The organism is Caballeronia catudaia (assembly GCF_001544755.2).
Lineage (GTDB): Bacteria > Pseudomonadota > Gammaproteobacteria > Burkholderiales > Burkholderiaceae > Caballeronia > Caballeronia catudaia.
In genome coordinates, this window is record NZ_FCOF02000068.1 from 1 (window position 1) to 21,341 (window position 21,341).

12 protein-coding genes and 2 pseudogenes are annotated in these 21,341 nt (G+C 60.7%); 12 read left to right on the forward strand and 2 right to left on the reverse strand.

Annotated features, from left to right (window positions below):
* Nucleotides 1-414: 414 nt before the first annotated feature.
* Both AWB75_RS33900 and AWB75_RS33905 read left to right on the forward strand, forming a co-directional pair.
* Nucleotides 415-1,056: a TetR/AcrR family transcriptional regulator gene (locus tag AWB75_RS33900; RefSeq protein ID WP_061128343.1), complete on the forward strand. Its 642-nt coding sequence runs from the start codon at nt 415-417 to the stop codon at nt 1,054-1,056.
* Between the two features lie 789 nt (nt 1,057-1,845).
* Nucleotides 1,846-2,904 carry an AI-2E family transporter gene (locus AWB75_RS33905; protein ID WP_087087147.1) on the forward strand — a complete coding sequence of 353 codons (1,059 nt, stop codon included), beginning with the start codon at nt 1,846-1,848 and terminating at the stop codon, nt 2,902-2,904.
* A gap of 59 nt (nt 2,905-2,963) precedes the next feature.
* On the opposite strand, the pseudogene AWB75_RS33910 reads toward AWB75_RS33905, so the two are convergent.
* Nucleotides 2,964-3,718, reverse strand: a pseudogene (locus AWB75_RS33910) (TetR/AcrR family transcriptional regulator).
* A 416-nt stretch (nt 3,719-4,134) separates the two neighbouring features.
* Between AWB75_RS33910 and AWB75_RS33915 the strand changes: the two are divergent.
* From AWB75_RS33915 to AWB75_RS33930, 4 genes and pseudogenes are all read left to right on the forward strand, one after another.
* Nucleotides 4,135-5,313, forward strand: coding sequence for an efflux RND transporter periplasmic adaptor subunit (locus AWB75_RS33915; protein WP_087087148.1), 1,179 nt, complete (start codon nt 4,135-4,137; stop codon nt 5,311-5,313).
* A complete protein-coding gene (locus tag AWB75_RS33920) occupies nt 5,310-8,483 on the forward strand; it encodes an efflux RND transporter permease subunit (protein ID WP_061128344.1) in 3,174 nt (1,057 codons plus the stop codon). Before AWB75_RS33915 ends, AWB75_RS33920 begins: the two co-directional genes overlap by 4 nt.
* A gap of 2 nt (nt 8,484-8,485) precedes the next feature.
* Complete coding sequence (locus AWB75_RS33925; RefSeq protein ID WP_061128345.1) at nt 8,486-9,949, forward strand: efflux transporter outer membrane subunit; 1,464 nt, start codon at nt 8,486-8,488, stop codon at nt 9,947-9,949.
* Nucleotides 9,950-10,213: 264 nt separating this feature from the next.
* Nucleotides 10,214-10,330: pseudogene (locus AWB75_RS33930) on the forward strand (paraquat-inducible protein A); the annotation flags it as partial.
* Between the two features lie 152 nt (nt 10,331-10,482).
* Here AWB75_RS33930 and AWB75_RS33935 read toward each other — a convergent pair.
* The gene (locus AWB75_RS33935; RefSeq protein WP_061128353.1) at nt 10,483-11,238 is read right to left on the reverse strand and encodes a TetR/AcrR family transcriptional regulator; all 756 of its coding nucleotides are present in this window, start codon (nt 11,236-11,238) and stop codon (nt 10,483-10,485) included.
* A gap of 443 nt (nt 11,239-11,681) precedes the next feature.
* Between AWB75_RS33935 and AWB75_RS33940 the strand changes: the two genes are divergently transcribed.
* The 6 genes from AWB75_RS33940 to AWB75_RS33970 all read left to right on the forward strand — a co-directional run bounded on the left by AWB75_RS33940 (nt 11,682) and on the right by AWB75_RS33970 (nt 21,146).
* Nucleotides 11,682-12,752 (forward strand): VOC family protein, encoded by a 1,071-nt coding sequence (locus AWB75_RS33940; RefSeq protein WP_061128346.1) that lies wholly within the window; start codon nt 11,682-11,684, stop codon nt 12,750-12,752.
* Between the two features lie 36 nt (nt 12,753-12,788).
* On the forward strand, nt 12,789-13,745 hold the full coding sequence (locus AWB75_RS33945) for a fumarylacetoacetate hydrolase family protein (protein WP_061128347.1): 957 nt from the start codon (nt 12,789-12,791) through the stop codon (nt 13,743-13,745).
* Nucleotides 13,742-15,745 (forward strand): acyl-CoA synthetase, encoded by a 2,004-nt coding sequence (locus AWB75_RS33950; RefSeq protein WP_061128348.1) that lies wholly within the window; start codon nt 13,742-13,744, stop codon nt 15,743-15,745. Before AWB75_RS33945 ends, AWB75_RS33950 begins: the two co-directional genes overlap by 4 nt.
* 656 nt (nt 15,746-16,401) lie before the next feature.
* Nucleotides 16,402-17,124, forward strand: coding sequence for an OmpW/AlkL family protein (locus AWB75_RS33960; RefSeq protein ID WP_061128354.1), 723 nt, complete (start codon nt 16,402-16,404; stop codon nt 17,122-17,124).
* 169 nt (nt 17,125-17,293) lie between these two features.
* On the forward strand, nt 17,294-20,272 hold the full coding sequence (locus AWB75_RS33965; RefSeq protein WP_061128349.1) for a molybdopterin-dependent oxidoreductase: 2,979 nt from the start codon (nt 17,294-17,296) through the stop codon (nt 20,270-20,272).
* A 10-nt stretch (nt 20,273-20,282) separates the two neighbouring features.
* Complete coding sequence (locus AWB75_RS33970) at nt 20,283-21,146, forward strand: 4Fe-4S dicluster domain-containing protein (protein WP_061128350.1); 864 nt, start codon at nt 20,283-20,285, stop codon at nt 21,144-21,146.
* Nucleotides 21,147-21,341 lie beyond the last annotated feature (195 nt).

Here is a 21,341-nt window from a genome sequence, read left to right on the forward strand (position 1 = left end):
AGCGCAAATCGATCATCGCCGCATGTTGGAAACAAGCCGAGCTCTGGTGATGTCATGACTTACGTAAGTCTCAATAGGCAGCCGGCATACCGACGGCTGGCCTGACCGACATACGGGCGCAACATGTGAAGGCGCACGAGCTCGGCGGTGGAGAGCTTTGCGCTCCGCGCCGGACCTGCGGCCTCGGGCGATCATTCTGGCCCTGCTGGCGGCCTGTCTGCGCGGACCAAAATGCTGTTACAAAGACTCATACATGACTTATGACCCATTATTGACATAAGTATCAGTTTGCGATTTAATGTCTCGTAACGGAGGGCGACCGGCCGGGGTCCCACGAGATCCGCGGCCTTGTTTAAGAGAGGCGCAGTCCGGAGGCGGTAGCAGCAAGTTCTGTGTAACCTGTAAACCGGTGCCATGAAGCAGGAACGCCTAACACGCACGCAGCGTAAAGAGCAAACGAGGGAACGGCTGCTTGACGCCGCCCAGAGAATGTTCGTCCGCAAAGGATTCGCTGCGACGAGCGTGGACGATATATCGGACGAGGCTGGATACACCCGCGGCGCGTTCTACTCTAACTTTGACAGCAAGTCCGAAGTGCTGATCGAGTTGTTGCAGCGGGACGGCGAGCGGACCCATCTGGCGATCCAGGCGATCATGAAGGAGGGGGCTACGCCGGTTGAGATGAAGCAGCGTGCCACTGCCTACTTCATCGATTCCCTCGCGCACGATTCGTTCAGCCTTTGGGCGGAAGGCTCGTTGCTCGCATCGCGGGATGCCGCGTATCGAGATTCCATCAATGTGTTGCGACACCGGAGAGCAGCCGCTACCGGTGACTGCATTCGGAGCATATGGGCGACCAATCAAGCAAGACTGTCGCGAGGAAGGGCAGAAGCGCTGGCGCTCGCGATGTCGAGTATCTGCGATGGCATTAACTTCTTCAAGTTGGGGAATTTGAAAAGCATGAGAGACGAGGAGTTGCACACTGTTGCTGTCGAGCTTATATCGGGGCTCATCGAGCTCAGCCCGAGCGATACGGCGACAAGATTGACTGGCTAGACGGCCTTCCCACAACTGGCGGCCGCCATTAGATCCAATGCGGGCCGGTGGAAAGAGCGGTATTGCCCATATCGCTCCCTTCCTCAAAGTATTTCGCAGCTTTTTGCGTTTAGTAGTCCGTATGTATCGACTACGCTTTTTAACGCCGTATGAACATGCGGCCATGCTGTAGGAGGCGAGATGTGTAATGACGAAACAGATGCACGAACTGCGGTTCTCGACGACGACACGAACGTGTCAATGCCAGGACGAACACAACGACGTCCTATCGGTGCGGCGCATCCTGCGCCGGCGTTCAAATGGGCATGGTCGCACTGTGCCGATTCCTATGACTGGATGAACTGCCACAGTCCTTTTTCCGAGCAATTTTCCTAGATTGCACGTATTCGGCGGCGTCGGCTGGCATCTAACAAGGTCTACGGCTAACGATCTTCCGTTTCGGAGATGCACAAGCATCAACCGACCTACTTGGTGACTGCGTGCGAAGTCATGCCAGAGTAAGCGAAGAGGTCCTGGTTTTCAAATGCGAACCGACGGGCGAGTTGAGCGCTGGCCTTACACAAGGAATTACGCCTATGAATTGCGCTGCCGACGCGTGGAGCGTCCTTGATTGTATCGTGGGGCGACGCGCGGTTTGGACGCCGTGGCTATCAGATATGGCGCACGGGGGTAGCGCAAAAGCGGGGGACTCTCAGGGTTGTTTGCGCGCGGTGATGTGAGGAAACAATACATGATTGGACCGTTCCCGAGCTCAGCAAAAGCCACCATTAACAGCCGATCAGAACAGCTTTGACCACCTACCATCGTCAGTCGTTATTTTGGGGCACCGTAGCCGCCTCGGCCTGTGCCTTGTTATGGGCCCTGCGACCGGTTCTTACACCTTTCCTCCTCGGTGCGATCATCGCGTACATTTTGCAGCCGGGCGTTGAGTGGCTGGTTCGCCATCGCACACCGAGGGGCATCGCGGCGCTGTTCATGATTTCTCTACTCGCGGTGCTGATCACGTTCTTCGTGCTGTTGGTGGTCGCTGTCCTTCAAAAGGAAGGGCCCGAGCTTACGGGGCGGCTTCCCGCGCTGCTGGTAAAACTCGATGCCACGCTGAAACCACGGATGGCTTTCCTTGGTATCGACTACTCGGTCAATTTGGCGAATCTTCGCAATGCACTGGCAGCGCATTTGTCAGGGGGCGGGCAAGACGTGGCCCTCTCGATTTGGCAGTACGTTCGCACAAGCGGTAATGTGATGGTCCGCGTCGTCGGACATGTGGTGGTCGTGCCCCTCGTGCTTTTTTACCTGCTCTACGACCGGCATGAGGCGTTCGAGCGCCTGGAGAGCTTTGTGCCGCGACGCTGGCTCGCGAAAACACGGGATTTCGTTGGGCAGGTCGATCAGATGATGTCGCAGTATCTGCGCGGGCAACTGCTCGTCGTGGGAATACTCGCGCTGTTTTACCCTATCGCGCTAAAGATCGCCGGATTGGATATTGCGCTGCCTGTCGGTCTTCTCACGGCGCTCGCTGTGTTCATTCCCTACATCGGGTTCGCGACCGCGCTGGCATTTGCGCTTCTGGCTGCGTTTCTGCAATTCGGGAACTGGTATGGGTTCGGAGCAGTGATCGTCGTGTATGGCGCCGGCCAGATCCTGGAAAGCGTTGTTCTTACGCCCAAACTCGTCGGCGAGCGCATCGGCCTGCATCCCCTCGCCGTCATCTTCTCGTTATTGGCTTTTGGCGAGCTGTTTGGTTTCTTTGGCGTTCTGCTTGCACTGCCTGCCAGCGCCGTGTTTGCTTCTGCTTTGAGGGAACTGCGGCGGCGCTATCTGGCGAGCGCGCTTTACCGGACCCGGTGAAAAGGGTCACGGCGGAGACAACCGTCAGCAAAACGCTTTGCGGCTCGGGTTGTCGCCGCTTACGCGCTCGCCTCCCGGTGTGATGCCGGAAGGGGACGCCGGGCGATCTTCTCCGCTTCCATGCGTGCAAGGCCGAACGCCTGCAGCGCGATCGCTGCCGTACTCTCCGCGAATTTTTCCTCAGAGGATCGCAGCATCATTTTCCGGCGACTTATCCTCCTTGGAGACGCGGAAAAGCGAAGCTCAGCGGCTATTCCTGCAAGAACGGTCCCGATCACGGAAATGACGCATATCAATGCGTCTGCAACTAAAAAAAGCGTCGTTCTGAAATTCCTCTTTCCGTATCTCGCAGCAGCCGCTGGCCAAGACCCCTGCTCAGCGCGCGTGTAGAGAGCGCTTCGCCTATCAGCAGTTGTCCCCAGATTGGTTCGCGGCAGGCGCGCAAAAGCGTATGACGCACGGACACAGCGATTACTTCGGCGGGGTCCGACAAGCCGCTTGCCAGATGATCAAGCGCGGTCGCGAATTCCTCAAAGAGCCATTCAACGAGCGCGGCGAAGATTCCCTCCTTCGAGTCGAAGTAGTTATAGAACGACCCGAATCCGACGTCGGCGGCATTGGTGATGTCGTTGATCGTGACGCTTTCCATTCCTTTTTCGGCCAGCAATACGAACGCGGCGTCGAGCAAGCGGATCCGAGTTTCGCGTTTGCGTCTGGCAAGGCGTGGCGACGCTGCTTGGGTTACGTCCGGACTTTGAGCCGGCGCCTTGGCTGTTTGCTGTCGACGCGCACGGGGAATTGGCATGTTGGACATGATGGCCTCCTGTTTTAGCCAGAGTGTAGATTGCTTTGTCAGAGTTGACAAACATATCAGTAATGGGTTTAATGTCACGAGTGCGGCGGAGGTGGCGGAATAGCGGCGCCAGTTGGACTGAAAGTGGGGGGGCGTCCCAAACATGTTTGAGGCGCTATACCAGACCGCAAATCGCGGACGCCGTCCAAAGCGCGCGCGGGCATCGGCAAACGCGCGGATCAGATGTCGCCGATCCGCAGCATGCCGCATTGAATTCCCACCAGGCGCGCGGCTTCGCTTAATTCGAGTTGCCAAGAGAGTCAGTGACGATCAGCGGCTTACTTGTTTTGGCGCTGCTGGCAAGGATTGCTTTAGCAACCAAGGCCGGACCCTGGTCAGCGCTGTTGGCATTACTACCTAGACTTCTCACCTGCCTTGTGAACATCGTGAAACATTCCGGACCCGTCGCGCTAAAACTGACGCGCACCTTAATACCCTCCTTATTCCGGTCGAAATACCGGTTACCCGTTGTGATCGCTGCTTGCAGCGCAATCTTTCTGTCGGCCTGCCACCAGCGCGAAGCGGTCGTGACGGAAGCCAAACCGGTTGTCGCGCTTGCGGTTCACCCTGATGGGAACATCGCGAGCACCTCGTTGCCTGCGCAGGTGCAGGCCCGTTACTCCACGCCTCTGTCGTTTCGTGTGGGCGGCAAAATCATCGAGCGACGTGTGCGCATCGGCGATTCGGTCAAGGCGGGACAGACGGTCGCGTCACTTGACCCGACCGATCTGCGCAACGCCCTTGCGAATGCGAAGGCACAGTTGGAGGCCGCTGAGCATCGCCTGGGCTTCGCCAAGCAGCAGCTTGACCGTGACCAGGCGCAGGCGCACGCGAACCTGATCGCCGCCGCGCAGCTGGAGCAGACTCAGGATGCCTATGCGACGGCTCTTGCGCAGCGCGATTCGGCGCGAGCCCAAATGGCGCTCGCGACCGATCAGCTGCGTTACGCGACGCTGACAGCTGACCATGACGGTGTGGTCACATCGGAGGATGCCGATACCGGACAGAATGTGCAGGCCACTCAGGCGGTCTTCCACGTTGACTGGACGGGCGATGTCGACATCGTCTGCGACGCGCCCGAAAAAGCACTGAACTCGTTGACGGTCGGCGCCCAAGCGCGCGTCACATTTCCCGCGCTGCCTGGCAAGGCGCTCGAAGCGCGGGTGCGTGAGGTGTCGCCCGCGGCCGATCAGGAAAGCCGCACGTGGCGGGTGAAGTTGACGCTGAGCGCGCCGAGTCCCGAAGTGCGCCTTGGCATGACGGCGAACGTGGCGTTCGAAGTGGCAGCCGATGGCGCTACGGGCGAGCCGTTCACACTGCCGGTGACGGCGCTCTTTCACAGGGGCGAGAATCCGGCTGTCTGGGTGGTGCGTAAAGGCAGCAATACGCTCGAACTGCGCCCGGTCACGATCGAGCGATATGACGAGCGCACGGTCTCGGTGAGTTCCGGTCTGCATGACGGTGACCGGGTCATGCTGCAAGGCGTGCACGCGGTGAGTTCAGGGCAACAGGTGCAGGTCGTGCCCCCGCTCCATCAAGAGGATTTCCCGGCATGAACGCGCGCGACCATGACAACGCGCGCGACGGCGCGCCTGTAACTGTTTCTGATAGTGCGGACCCCAGCGGAACCGGTTTCAATCTGTCTGCCTGGGCACTTCGGCATCAGCAACTGGTGATCTTTCTGATTGGGCTGATGACGCTATTCGGTGTGATCGGTTATGTGCGGCTAGCACAATCCGAAGATCCACCGTTCACCTTTCGGACCATGGTGATAAAGACATACTGGCCGGGCGCAACCGCCCGCGAAGTGCAGGAACAGATCACGGACCGGATCGGCCGCCAACTGCAAGCGGCACCTTATGTGGACAACGTCAAGAGCTATTCACGCCCCAGCGAGTCGATGATCTTCTTCGCGATGAAGGATTCGGCGCCCGTCAAGGATGTGACCGAGACCTGGTATCAGGTGCGCAAGAAGGTGGGCGACATCCAGGCAACGCTTCCGAAAGGCGCGGTCGGGCCATTTTTCAACGACGAGTTCGGCGACGTCTACACGAATATCTACGCGCTCGAAGGCGACGGCTTTACGCCAGCGCAACTGCATGACTATGCAGACAAGTTGCGTACCGTGTTGCTGCGCGTGCCTGGCGTTGCGAAGGTCGACTACTTAGGCGATCCTGACCAGCACATCTTTGTCGAGATCTCAAATGCGCAGCTGACGCGCCTGTCGATCACGCCGCAGCAGCTCGCCCAGGCCATCGATGCGCAGAACACGGTCGCACCGGTGGGCACCGTCACGACGGCGGATGATCGTGTGTTTGTCCGGCCGAGCGGCGCATTCAGGGACGAGCACGCGCTCGCCGACATGCTAATCACAGTGAACAAGCGCGCGTTCCGCCTCGGCGACATCGCGACGATCAAACGCGGTTATGACGATCCGCCCGTCACGCAGATGCGCGTCGGCGGTCAGACGGTACTCGGCATTGGTGTGACGATGCAAAAGGGCGGCGACGTGATCAATCTCGGCAAGGCACTCGACGCGAGGACGGCTGAGTTGCAAGCCACGTTGCCCGCAGGTCTTAGGCTTTCGCCCGTCTCGAGCATGCCGCATGCGGTGAAGCATTCGGTAGACGACTTCGTCGAAGCGGTTGGCGAAGCGGTGGCGATTGTGCTGGTTGTCAGCCTCATTTCGCTTGGCCTGCGCACGGGCATGGTGGTCGTCATCACGATCCCGATCGTCCTGGCGGTGACAGCGCTGTGCATGCACCTGTTCGGTATCGGCTTGGACAAGGTGTCGCTCGGCACCCTCGTGCTCGCGCTAGGTCTGCTGGTTGACGACGCCATTATCGCCGTCGAAATGATGGCTGTGAAACTGGAGCAGGGCTGGACCCGCATGCGCGCGGCGGCTTTTGCCTACACGAGCACGGCGTTTCCGATGCTGACCGGCACGCTCGTGACGGTCTCGGGCTTCCTGCCGATCGCGCTCGCGAAATCGAGCACGGGAGAATACACACGCTCGATCTTCGAAGTGTCGGCCATTTCGCTCGTCGTTTCGTGGTTCGCTGCCGTCGTGCTGGTTCCGTTGCTGGGCTTCCACCTGCTTCCCGAGCGCAAGGGCCATGCGAGCGGCGGCCACGGGCATGAACACGACGTCTACAACACCGGCTTTTACCGGCGCCTGTCAGGCTGGGTCGCGGCCTGCATCGACCGACGCTGGGTCGTACTCGGGGTCACCGCCGTGTTGTTCGCCATTGCGATGGGGGCGTTCACGCGGGTGCCACAGCAATTCTTCCCGAACTCCGAACGGCCGGAGCTACTCGTCGACCTGAGGCTCCCGGAAGGCGCTTCGTTCGAGGCGACATTACGTGAATCGAAACGCCTGGAGAAGGTGCTGGATGGCAAGCCGGGCATCGAGCATTTCGTCGACTTCGTCGGCACGGGCGCACCGCGCTTCTATCTCCCGCTCGACCAGCAGCTTCAGCAGCCCAACTTCGCGCAGTTCGTGATCACGGCCAAGGACGTCGAGACGCGCGAAGCGCTGATGCACTGGCTCGACGCGAAGCTGGAAACGGACTTTTCTGGCGTGCGCACCCGCGTCGCGCGCCTCGAAAACGGACCGCCTGTCGGATTCCCGATCAAGTTCCGCGTGAGCGGCGACGATATCGCGACAGTGCGCTCGCTCGCGGAAACCGTGGCGCAGAAGGTCCGTGCCGACTCGCGCACGCGCAACGTCCAGTTCGATTGGGACGAACCTGCCGAACGTTCAATCTCGTTCGAGATCGACCAGAACAGGGCTCGCCAGCTTGGCGTCACCTCGGAGGACGTGTCCAGCTTCCTCGCGATGACGCTGTCGGGTTACACGGTCACCCAGTACCGCGAGCGCGACAAGCTGATCAACGTCGATCTGCGGGCGCCGAAGAGCGAGCGCGTCGATCCCGCGAAGCTCACGAGCCTGGCGATTCCGACACCCAATGGACCAGTGCCACTCGGCTCAATCGGACATGTGCGCGACACACTCGAATACGGCGTGATCTGGGAGCGCGATCGCCAGCCGACCATCACTGTGCAGGCGGACGTGCGCGGTGACGCGCAAGGCATCGACGTGTCACGCGGTATCGACCAGGCTCTCGCTGCTGTGCGCTCGAAGCTGCCCGTCGGTTATCGGATCGAGGTCGGCGGTGCGGTCGAAGAGAGCGTAAAGGGCCAGACGTCGATCAACGCAGAAATGCCGCTGATGATCATTGCGGTGCTGACGCTGCTGATGGTCCAGCTGAAGAATTTCGCGCGCACCTTCATCGTCGTGCTAACCGCACCGCTCGGCCTCATCGGAGTGGTGACTGCGCTGCTGTTGTTCGGCGAACCATTTGGGTTCGTCGCACTGCTTGGTGTGATCGCGATGTTCGGCATCATCATGCGCAACTCGGTGATTCTGGTCGACCAGATCGATCAGGACATCGCGGCGGGGCAGGCGCGCTTCGACGCCATTATCGGCGCGACGGTACGGCGCTTCAGGCCGATCATGCTGACGGCCGCGGCCGCCGTGCTCGCACTGATCCCGCTACTTCGCTCGGGCTTCTTCGGGCCCATGGCGACGGCGCTGATGGGCGGGATCACCATCGCTACGGTGCTGACAGTGTTCTTCCTGCCAGCGCTTTACGCGACCTGCTTCAGGGTTCATCGCGACGAGCGAAACGCGTTGCCAGTCGTCGTCGAGCATTCGGAGGTCTGATCATGCGTTTTACATACACGTCATTTGTTTTGGCCGCGGCCGCGGCCCTCGCTTTGGCCGCGTGCTCGTTTGCGCCCAGCGGCGAGCCGCCAGCCATGCCGTCGTCTGGGCATTACGGTGCGCAGGCGCAGGTGTCGAAGACGGTGACCGCAGGTGGCGTTGTGCAGTCGTTTGATATAGGGGCGACGCCTGGTCCGCAATGGTGGCGACTGTACCGCTCGGATGCGCTGGATGCCCTTGTCGACGAAGGCTTGCGCAACAGCCCGACGCTCGCGGCGACACAGCGCACGCTTTCGGCGGCGCAAGAGGAACTTCGCGCGCAGGTCGGCGCATCGACGCTGCCCTCCATTGATGGCGCGGTGCAGGTCGAGCGCGCGCGTTCACCCGTCGTGCCGGGGCTTGGCCCCGAGCAGGTGCAATACAATTTCTTTGCCGGGCAACTGCTGGCGCATTACACGTTCGACCTGTTCGGCCAGACGCGGTATATGAATTCGGGGAACGCGGCCCGGGTGAACGTGCAGGCATTTGAACTGGAGGCGTCGCGGCGTGCGCTTGCTGCGAACATCGTCGGTAGCGCGATCAATGTGGCGGCGTTCGACCGACAGATCGCACTTACCGAACAGCTCGTCGCGGTGTCCAATGATGCTGCAAGCGACGATGTGCAGCGCTATGCGATGGGCTCGCTCTCACGCGCGCAGGCGCTCGCTTCGAAACAGGACGCGGCTGCGATCGCGGCGACGCTGCCGGCGCTGCGTCAGCAACGCGCGCTCGCGATCCATGCGCTGGCGGTGTTGATCGGCCGCACGCCTGACAACGCGCCGAGCGTGCCGGATCTCGATAGCCTTTCGCTGCCCGAGCATGTACCGGTTGCAGTGCCTTCGGACCTGCTGCGCTCCCGTCCGGATATCCGGGCCGCCGACGCGGCCGTCAAGGCAGCAGCGGCCGACGTGGGGGCTGCAACCGCGCAACTCTTCCCGAGCCTGTCGCTAACCGGATCGATGGGGCGGGGTGGCTTCAGCTGGCCGGCCGTGCTTTCGGGCGCGGGCGGACTGTGGGCGATTGGCGCGGGCCTGTCGCAGCCGATCTTCCATGGTGGCGCGCTGTTCGCGCAGCGCCGCGCGTCGATCGACGCATATGACGCCGCTGTGTTGCACTACAAGTCGACCGTGCTCTCTGCCTTCCAGGATGTGGCGAATTCTCTTGCCGCGCTCGATAACGACGCGCAAACGCTCGCTTCGAACGAGGCCGCGACAGAAGCCGCGCATGAGGCATTCGACGATACGGCGACGCGCCATCGCATGGGCTCACTGCCTTCGTCGGCAACGCATGCTACCGAGGCAAGGTATCTCAACGCGCGGATCGGCGCCGCGCGCGCAGCCGGCCAGCGCATGAGTGATACCGCGGCATTGTTCCAGGCAATGGGAGAACTGCCCGCGCCCCAGCAGACCTCAGCGTCAACGCAATGACCGGTCAGGCGCGGAACCGGCGAGGAGAAGCCGGCACGGATCCAGATCCTCGCCGTTCCGCTTGTCTTGAAGTTGACCGGGCCATAGCCGTCTAACCACGTTCGCGCTAGACGCCTGCGCCGATTTCCGATGCATCCCGTATGGAATATCACAGACTGATTGTTTGCCACGAATGCGACCTGCTGTTTCGCATACCTTCGAGCGTCGAGAACCGCCGCGCTAGCTGTTCGCGCTGCGGCGCGAGCCTGACAGCGCTACCCCTTTGCCGTGGTCACTGCCGGCCCAGCCACGCTCGCTTTTGCGGCGGTGGTGATCCTCACCATGCTCGCGTCGCATCAGTTCGATCCACGTCCCATCTGGGACAGCGTGGATGCCGAATAGCGTCTTGCGCCAGGAGTGAACGATGAAGGGCGGGTCGCTCCCCTGACCACAAAAAAAGGATTTCCTGAAACAGGCGGCCATCGGGCGAACGAGCGGTGATGGGATCGGCGGTCCGAGATGAACTGCTCGCAATAGTCGCCGCTGCTCCTCAATCAGCCTTCCTCGACGGGTTCCTCGACCAGGGGCAGGGGACGCGCTGCAATCTTTTCCGCCTCCGCGCGCTTGAGCCCAAGCGTCTGCAGCAGCATGGCGGCCGTGCGTTCGGGCAAATGCTCTCCGCTGAAGCCCAGTTCCTTTAACACGCCCGCCGCACTCGCTCCCGGTGCAACAAAATTCAACTCTGCCGCAATGACACAGAGGACCGTGCCGCCCACTGCCAGAAATCCGATAAACGGGTCGGCAACGACGAACCGCTTTGCAGCAATGCCGTTGCCGATGTCGCGCAGCAGCCGCTGGCCCAGGCCGCGGCTCATCGCACGCGCCGAAAACCCCTCACGTATCAGAAAGCGTCCCCACACGGGATCGTGCCGCGCACGCAGGACCGTGTGGCGCACGGAGACAGCGATCACTTCGGCGGGGTCGGTAATGCCGCCCGCGAGGCGATCGAGCATGTTCGCGAATTCTTCAAACACATTGTCGACCAGCGTCGCATAGATCGCCTCCTTCGACTCAAAGTGGTTGTAGAAGGAGCCAAAGCCCACGTCGGCGGCCTCGGTGATCTCGTTGATCGCCACGCCCTCCATCCCTCTTTCGGCCATTAATCTGAGGGCGGCGTCGAGCAGACGGGCACGCGTCTCGCGCTTGCGGCGCATGCCGCGCGGCTCCCGCTCTTCTACAGCGGCAGGCGGGGAGATGGGCGCCGCAGCTCTGGAACGTTTGGCCGGCGGGCGATTTGTCGCGTTCGTCATGATGATCCCAAGTCTGGTCATACCCGCAGTATAGATGCAAACGTCTATATTGACAAAACGATCAGCGATGAGTTTAATGTCATCAACGGCACGCAGCGGCCGGTCTAACTAAAACGCCTGGAGTGACTGTGGAGACAGCAACCCGACATCGTGCCGCGCCGAGCGGCCGGCACCCGCTTAATCGGCTCCCCGCCCGCGCATCCATACCAGTCGACCGCGCGTCGGCAAATTGCCCGGCGGCGGAGGCAGCGAGCGCTCCCTTCCTCGCGCGGTGGGGCGTGAGAGGCGTCCGGCGCCTCCATGCAACTGTCCCCGACCTTCGCAGTCGCGTCGCGAATTCCATCCTCGATGGGCGTCAGCCTTTTCTGCAGCTGGATCTCCCTGCCATCGCGTCAGCGCTCCAATCTGCATCAGCCGATTCAACAGCCTGAGCACATTCCGCCATGAACCTCACTACTGCACAGCCCTCCCGTCATTCCCATCCAACGGCCAAAGCGACTGCATTGGCCTATCTGATATTCGACCGGCCAGACCTCGAGCAAGCCGAACATTTTTTGAATGACTTTGGGCTTCAAACCGTATCGCGGAGCGATGCGCTGCTGCTTCTGCGCGGGACGGGCGCCGCGCATTTTTGTTATGTCGTGCGCAAGGCGTCGAAAGCGCAGTTTGTCGGCTTTGGCTTGCAGGTCAGAAGCAGGGCTGATCTTGACGCGCTGCAAAAGCTGCCGGGCGCGTCAGAGCTCGAGCGGTCAGCCTTTGCAGGCGGCGGCTACGTGGTGCAATTGACGGATCCTTCCGGCTTTCGGGTCGATGCCATTTGGGACCAGGCGTCCGCATCTGAGCTGCCCCATCGGCTGCCGTTGCCATTCAATTCGGTTGACGCCACCGTGCGCATCAACGGTACGCAGCGACCGCCGGAGTGCGCACCGGAGGTTATCCGGCTCGGGCACGTCGTGCTCGAACTCGCGGACTTTCAGGAAACCTGTGGGTGGTACACGCGCCATTTTGGTTTCATCCCTAGCGACGTCCAGGTGCTTCCTGACGGCTCGCCGGCGGTGGCGTTCATGCGCCTCGATCTTGGCGACCAGCCGGCCGATCATCATACGCTTGCGCTTGCACAGGGCTTTGTCGCGGCTTATAGCCACAGCGCCTACGAACTCGTTGACGCGGACGCGGTCGGCATGGGCCAGCGCGTGTTGCGAGATCACGGATGGACCCACGCATGGGGGATCGGCCGACATATTCTGGGCAGCCAGATTTTTGACTACTGGCAGGACCCGTGGGGCAACAAGCACGAGCATTACTGCGACGGCGATCTGTTCACCTCCGACGCACCGACAGGCATCCATGCCGTGAGCCGCGAGGCCATGGCGCAGTGGGGGCCGACCATGCCGCGCAGTTTCACAAAGCCCAAGCTGACGCCCGCGAGCATTGCCGCGCTCTTCAAAAACCTGCGCCGCAGCCCCGACTTGACCCTTAGCAAGCTGCGGACATTGGCGAAGATTTTCGCCTGAACCAACTCACATCCAAAGCATCCGGAGGATCGACAAATGGCACTTCACGTTCTGCATTTCCTGCACCAAGGCCGCGCCCAGTGGGGCGTGGTGGCTGATGGTTCGATCACGCCGATTCCGGGCGAGTTCGAGTCGACCGCCGCGTTCATCGAGGCCAATCCGGTCGACCGGCTGAGAATACTCGACGCGCCGTCGATTCGCGAATCGGATGTGCAGTGGTTGTCGCCCGTGACCGCCAATCAGCAGTTCATCTGCCAGGGCGCGAACTACCGCCAACATATGATCGAGTCGGGCTTGGACCCGGACGTGAAGAAATTCAACATGATCTTCACGAAGGCCCCGAGCTGTATCGTCCCGGCGAACTCGGACGTGGTGAAACCAAAGGAAGTTCGCTTCCTGGACTACGAGATAGAGCTCGGTCTCGTACTCAAGCGCAACATCACGTCCCGCGAAACGGTCACCGACGAGAACTTGCACGAGTACATCGCCGGCGCCGTCCTCGTCAACGATTACTCCGCGCGCGATATCCAGATTCCGCAGATGCAGTTCTACAAGGGCAAGAGCTATCGGACGTTTGGTCCCGTCGGTCCTTATCTTTGCCTGCTTGAGCAACAGGATATTCCGAAGTTGAAAGAGCTCGTGCTGACGCTGACGGTGAACGGCGCCGTGCGCCAGAACGACACCACCGCTGGTCTCGTCTATGGCCCGGCGGAGACCTTGACGGAGCTCTCTGGCGTTCACGACCTGTACATCGGGGACCTGCTCGCAACGGGCACGCCGTCCGGTTGCGCGTTGACCATTCCCACACCCGAGAAACAACGCGCTGCGGCGCAATTGCCCGACGCAGAAAAATGGCGAATGTTCCTGAAGATGCAGGAAGAGAGGCCGCAGTATCTCCAGGTGGGCGATGTCGTGGAGGCGTTTATCGCGAGTGACGACCGCTCGATCAATCTGGGTGTGCAGCATAACGTCGTCGTCGAAGAGGCAGCATGAAAGGCGTCGCAACCCTGGACGATGTTCTGGCGATCGAAACGCGAGGGCAACGGGCGGAGCTACCCTCCAGTACCTACGAGATGATCTGCCGGGGCGCCGCGATCGATCCATCGGCACCGGCGCTCTCATTCTTCGCAACGGCGGACCACTATGCGAGCCCGGATCGCTGGACATACAGCGAACTGGTGCGCGAGATCACGCGTACCGCCAACCTGTTTTCGCGACTGGGTGTGCATCGGGACACGGTCGTCGCCTATATTTTGCCGAATCTGCCCGAAACCCACTTCGTGATATGGGGAGGCGAAGCCGTCGGAATCGTCTGCGCGATCAATCCACTGCTTGAGGGCGAGGCCATCGGCGAACTGCTCAATGCCTCGGGCGCCCGCGTGCTCGTCACGCTCGCACCGTTTCATGGGACTGATCTGTGGCAGAAGGTGCAGGCGGTCTTGCACAAGGTCCCGGCCCTGCGCGATCTGGTGCTCGTCAATCGAGCCGACCGTATAACGGGCGACAAGGGGGCCGCTGCCCGGACGATACAAAGTGCCGAGTGTGCGAAGCTGCATGGCGCGGGCGGCGTTCAAAATGCTGTTCCTTTGAGGATCCGCATCCACGACTTCGGTGCCGCGATCGCAAGTGAGTCCGACATGACCTTGAGCGACTCGCGTCGACCGAGCCTCGATGATCTGTCTTCTTTTTTCTGCACGGGTGGCACCACGGGACTGCCAAAGATTGCGATGCGTCGGCATGGCAATGAGGTGGCCAATGCATGGAACGCAGGTCAATTCCTCGGCGAAAGCATAGGTCCCGGGAAAGCGATGTTTTGCGGCTTGCCGCTCTTTCACGTCAACGCCGCGATGGTCACAGGCCTGCTGGCATTCTCACGTGGCGCCCACGTCGTCCTCGGCACACCGCAAGGGTATCGGGGCGAGGGGGTGGTCAAGCGTTTCTGGGAGATCGTCGAACACTACCGCATCAACTTCTTCAGCGGCGTCCCGACGCTCTTCGGCGCCCTGCTCGATATTCCGGTCGGCGAATGTGATATCAGTTCGCTCGAGTATGGCTTATGTGGCGCGGCGCCAATGCCGGTTGAATTGCTTCGCACCTTCCAGCAACGTACCGGGATAAGGATTCTCGAGGGCTACGGTCTCACGGAGGGCACCTGCGTTAGCAGCGTTAATCCACCGCTGGGTGAGCGCAGGGTGGGTTCAATTGGTCTTCGGCTACCCGGCCAAGCGATGAAGGCCGTGCTCGTAGATGAAACCGGCCGATATGAACGGGACTGCGTGGCGGACGAGGTGGGCCAGCTGGTTATCTCCGGCCCGAACGTATTCGCTGGGTATACCAGGCCCGAGCAAGTGAGTGGCATCTGGATGGAGCTGGGTGACGGTGCGCGGTGGCTCAACACCGGCGACATCGGACGCTGCGATGCCGACGGGTATTTCTGGCTCACCGGCCGCAAGAAGGAGCTGATCATCCGGGGTGGACACAACATCGATCCCGCGGCAATCGAGGAAGCCCTTCATCGCCATCCCGCAGTCCAGATTGCCGCGGCGGTAGGCCGCCCCGATATACACGCGGGCGAGTTACCGGTCGCTTATGTGCAGCTTAAGCCCGGCGTAACCGCAAGCGAAGCGGAATTGACCGAGTTCCTGCGTGACGAAATCAGTGAGCGCGCCGCGTTTCCGAAGGGGATAAGGGTGGTCGATGCGATGCCCTTGACGGGCGTCGGCAAGATCTTCAAACCAGCGCTGAAGCGAAGAGAAACGGCAGACGCCCTGCGGTTTGCACTTGCGGAAGCCGGCGTGGAGGCCGCCGTTGCCATTGAAGACACCTCGCGGGGACTTGCCGTTCACGCCGAACTCCCCACTGCGGAGCTAGAAGAACTGGCGAGTGCCGTGCTGGGGCGGTTTCCTTTCACATTCTCGCTTTCAGTCGCGGCAGCATCCCAAAGCAATCGTAATAGTCCCGCGGCGATCAAGACGCCCAGCGGCTCAACGTGACAGGAGCACGGACGTCGACGGGCCCGCTCAATCACGTGCAGGCACCCGACGTCGTGCTCAGATTGCCATTGTCACCGGGTCGCGGTTCGGATTTGTTTTTGGTTGGGGAAGAAGATGGGTATGGCATCGGATAGGACGTTGCATTCACTCGTTGAAAAATGGTTTGGACCGGTTTCCGAGACGCCCCTGCGGGTGACGCGATTGGGTCGCGCGCAGTCGAGCCGAGGGCCTTGCGTGCACGTTGAGCTACTTTCACCTAAAGGGCCAATGGGATTGTTTTTCTTCCGGCATTGCGACGGATCGTGGTGCGTATTTCCCCCGGAGGCTGATCGCTTGGCGATGCGCGTTCACTAATATGCCGAGCGAACGCAGCCACGCGCAGGGACCTGCGGTAGGCGACTGGATGCGTCACTGACCTTTTCAGTTTGCGTTGTTTGTGACACGGAGGATTGAGAGCACGGCAATAACGTCGAAAGTCACACTGCTTTACATTTAGTATAACTATTAAAAATGTTGAATAAGGTGCATGGGTTCGGACTAAACCCAGTGGGCTGCTTCACCGATCTGAGGCGGCAAACGATCGGTCCAGTTGGGGGACCCCATAGAAAACCTTCAGCCAACGAGACAGGAGAAGACACTTGAGGAACTACAGGACGATGATTCGCGCGGCGGGGATAGCGATCTGTATCGGCTCGGCTGCACTTGCTGGTACCGCAAGTTCTCAGACGGCTGGAAGCTTTACCCTGGCGACGGGATGGCTTCACGTCGCGCCACAGGGAAATGCAACGCCGCTCACCGTCGAAAGTGTGGGTGGTATGACGGTGAACCAGCAAGTACCCGGTTCCGGGGCGCACGCGACGTCCACCGACACGGTGGGAATTAACACCGAGTATTACGTCACCGACCACTTCGGCGTCGCCACACTCATTGGCCTTCCGTTGACCGTGAATCTGGTGGGGGACGGTACGCTCGCCAAGTATGGCGCCCTCGGGTCGACGCGACCGATGCCACCCGCTATCGTCTTTCGATACCACCTTTTTGAGGCCCAGTCGAAGTTCCGTCCGTTTGTTGGGTTGGGCGTGAACTACACGTGGTACACCCAGGTTCGCACGACAAACGCTCAGTTTGTCACCGATAACCTTGGCCCAGGCGGGTCGGCGCACGCCTCGCTCAGTTCATCGTGGAACCCGGTGTTCGAGATCGGCGCGTACTACGCATTCACGAAGCATTGGTCTGTCGGAGCTGCTGTCGGTTACATCCCATTAAAGACACACCTTACGCTGGACGGAACGACGGCAAAGGGTACGCACGTCGTTTCGAGTTCGACGCTCCGGATGAATCCCATCAACGTTTTCCTGAACGTCGCCTACACCTTCTAGCAGTGCGTTCTCAGCCGCGTGGTCATCGCGGCACGCGTGCAACCAATCAAGAGGTTTCCATGCACAACAAAGAGGTCGAAAGCGTCCTTTCTGGCCACGCCGATCGCCCACGCTCCGACACAATATTTATGCCCTCTCTCTGCGGCACTGCTCCATTCCGGGTGGAACGATGAAACGACAAGTCCTCAAAACCATTCTGTTTGCGCTGCCCAAGGTGCTCGACTTGACGGCACGCCGCTTTCCAGCCTATCGCCATCGATTGAAAGAACGGGATCTCATTGCCTCGATCGGGCTCATGGATGACAGCATCGGTCGTCTCATTCAGTTCAGGAACGGGCGCGTTCGCTCGCTCACGGACAGGCATCGGAAACCCGACGTGCGCATGGCTTTCAAGGATGTCGCCACCGCGCTGATGTTTCTATCGCCACGCCCTGACCAGGCCGAGATCATCCATGCAGCGAAAAATTTCAAGGTGGTCACCGAGGGCGACGACGAGTTGCTGGTTTGGCTGATGCAAACGTTGAGTAAGATGCAAACCATCGGCCTGCCCATGGGCATGCGCATGCGGGATGGCACGCACCGTTATACGACCTGCACGAACGGCGGCCCTTTGTTCGTCTACGTGAAGGAGGGCCGCATCGTTCGCGTAACGCCGGTCGATCTGGATAGCAAGGATGCTCCGAGCTGGGAGATCGAGGCGCGCGGACGCCATTTCAGCCCGCCGCGGCGCGGCCTCGTGGCGCCCCACGCGTTGGCGATCAAGTCGCTTGTCTACTCGAACAAGCGGATTCTTCATCCGATGAAGCGGGTCGACTTCGACTCCGATGGCGAGCGTAATCCCCAGAACCGCGGAAAGTCGGGCTATGTGCCGATCAGCTGGGACGAGGCGCTCGACATTGTCGCGAAAGAAATCAACCGGCAAAAGCGCGTTCACGGGCCCGGTTCCATCACCTTCCCCATGTCGTCGCACCACCAGTGGGGCAATGTCGGTTACTACCTTAGCGCGCTCACGCGCTTCGCGAACCTGATTGGTTTTACGCGGGTGGCGGCGAATCCGGACAGCTGGGAAGGATGGTACTGGGGCGCCATGCATCACTTCGGCAACTCGATGCGCGTTGGCGTGCCGTCCGGCTACGGCGGTATTGAGGATTGCCTGCGGGAAGCGGAGATGATCGTCTTCTGGTCCTGCGATCCTGAAAGCACCAACGGCGCCTATGCCGGGTTTGAAGGTACGCCGCGGCGTTTGTGGGCCAAGGAACTGGGAGTCGAGTTCGTCCATATCGATCCGCACTGCAACCCGACAGCGCAGCTACTGGGCGGGCGGTGGATTCCGGTCCGGCCGCAGACCGATGCGGCGCTCGCCACCGCCATCATGTATGTCTGGGTGGTGGAAGGTCTGTATGACAAGGATTACGTCGCTAGCCGGACGACAGCATTCGAAGAATGGCGGGCCTATCTGTTGGGCGAAGCCGATGGCATACCGAAGACACCTGAATGGCAGGAACTCGAAACCGGCGTGCCCGCCAAGGACGTTCGTGCTCTTGCTCGCCTGTGGGGGAACAAGAAGGTTTATCTCGCCGTTGGGATGACAGGCGCGGGATTCGGTGGGGCGGGGCGCGGTGCCACAGGAGCTCAATGGGCGCGCTGCATGGTCATGATGATGGCGATGCAGGGCTGGGGTAAACCGGGCGTGAATTTCGGCTGTCTCGAGATCGGTGTTCCGCACGACCTGCATTTCTACTTCCCAGGCTACGCGGACGGCGGCATGTCGGGCGATCTCGCGTGGACGGCGAACGCGGTCAACAACTATCAGCGCATGCCGCACATCTTGACCATGAATCCTGTCAAGCAGATGGTCCCGCGGCAGCAGCTGCCCGATGCGATCATCAACGGCCATGCGACGGGCTACCTCTGGGACGGGATGTCACAGGAGGCTCAGTTCGCGCCGTTCAGCTACCCGATGCCGGGCTATTCGCCGATCCACATGATCTATCGCTACGGCGGATCTTCTTTCAGCACGGTCACGAAATCGGGGCGTTGGGCCGACGCCTACCGCCACCCGAGCATTGAGTTCGTGGTCAATCAGTCGATCTGGATGGAAGGCGAGGCGCAATTCGCCGACATTATCCTGCCGGCGTGCACGTCGCTGGAGCGATCGGACATCGGCGAATGGTCCAACTCGGGCGGCTACGCGCATCATGGCTTTAGCACCGTCAACCATCGCATGGTGATGATGCAGCACAGATGCATCGAGCCGCTGGGCGAGTCACGCTCCGATTACGATATTTTCACCGCGATTCTGACTCGTCTCGGCCTCGGGGGCGTGTTCACAGAGGGATGCGGCGAACTCGACTGGGTCAAACGGGTGTTCGACTCGTCTGATTTGCCGGATCACATATCGTGGCGCGAGTTCTGCCGCAAAGGCTACTTCGTCGTGCCACCCGAAAAGCCCGAACTGCGCCAACCCGTTGACATGCGCTGGTTTGCAGAGGGTCGGCGCAAGGATCTGCCGGAGCCGCATCCGATGCCCTCGCAGTACGCCGAACAGTTCGGCGTGGGCCTTCAGACGCCTAGCGGCAAGTTCGAGTTCGTGCCCGAGATGTTCAAGCGACACACCGCGGACAACCCGGAGCGGCCACCGGTGAACCGGTACATCCCCTCTTGGGAAGGGCTGCGCTCGGAGCTGGCTCAGCGCTATCCGCTGCAACTGGTCGCTACGCACAGCCGCTACAGTTTTCACACCCATTGCGATGGCAAGAACTCATCGGTCAACAGCGTCGAAGATCATCGCGCGTTGATTGGCGGGCATCGCTTCTGGCTGCTGCGGCTCAGTCCCGCCGACGCGACGGCCCGGAGTATTGCCCATCGCGATCTCGTGAAGGTCTATAACGACCGGGGCGCCGTCATCTGTGCGGCTGACGTGTCGCCGCTGGTCACCGCCGGTGTGGTCAAGTCATACGAGGCGAGCGCTGAATTCCAGATGATCGAGATAAACGGCGAACGCGTCGAAATCGGCGGTTGCATGAACATGCTGACCCCCGACCGGCCCCAAACGGCTGGCACGAGCAGCATGAGCCCGAATTCATGCCTTGTGCAGGTTGAAAAGTGGATTGGCGCCGACGCGTTCATGCTCGGTCGCGCAGCGTAAGGAGCACACCATGAGCAAGTGGAATCTGGTTATCAAGGTCGGGCAATGCGAGAATTGCCAGAACTGCGTCATTGCCGAGCGTGATGAGCATGTTGGCAACAATTTCCCGGGTTACGCCGCGCCTGCCGCGTCCAGCGCCGAGAGCTCCATTCGCATCCTGCGTCGCGTGCAGGGCCATTCTCACATGGTCGAGACGACGTACTTGCCAGTGATGTGCAATCACTGCGATGAAGCGCCATGCATGCGAGTGGGCGGCGACGCGATCCACAAGCGCGCTGACGGCATCGTCATTATCGATCCGGAAAAAGCACGAGGCCGGAAGGACATCGTGAAGTCCTGCCCGTACCAGGCGATCGTCTGGAACGAAGAACTGCAACTGCCGCAGACGTGGATTTTTGACGCCCATCTGCTTGACCAGGGCTGGCCCCGGCCACGGTGCCAGCAGTCCTGTCCCACCGAGGTGTTCGAGACGGTCAAGGTCGATGATGCAACGATGGCCGAGAAGGCCCGGCGTGAAGGGCTCCAAGTATTGCGGCCGAAACTGGGCACAAAGCCGCGTGTGTGGTACAGCGGGCTGGAGCGTTGGGAAAGCTGCTTCATCGGCGCGAGCATCAGCGCCCGTATAGGCGACGTGATCGAGTGCGTAACGGATGCCAGGGTCGCTCTGTATGTCGGCGATCAGAAGCTGGCTGAAACCGTCTCGGACCGCTTCGGTGATTTCCGTTTCGGCGGTCTGGCTAAGGGAAGCGGAACTTATCGTGTGGAAATCCGACATGCGCTCGGCAGCGCCTGCCGCGAATGCGAGTTGGGTGAGAGCGTTTATTTAGGCGAGGTCAGCCTCGTCCAGGCGACCTTAGGTGCGGAAGTCACGTAATGATTGTATTGGGGCGACCACATGCAACGCTGCCTGCCAACCGATGTTCGTTGATTTCCCTTGGCGGTTTCAAACCGAAGTGCAACGAGGGGGTTAATGTTTAGCGTTTTGAGGTTGTCCCGCTGAGGCAAGTGTCGCAGCGAAAACCTCGAATGGCGAATGGAACGCGTGGGTTGCGCGCGGCCGGCTGTTCAG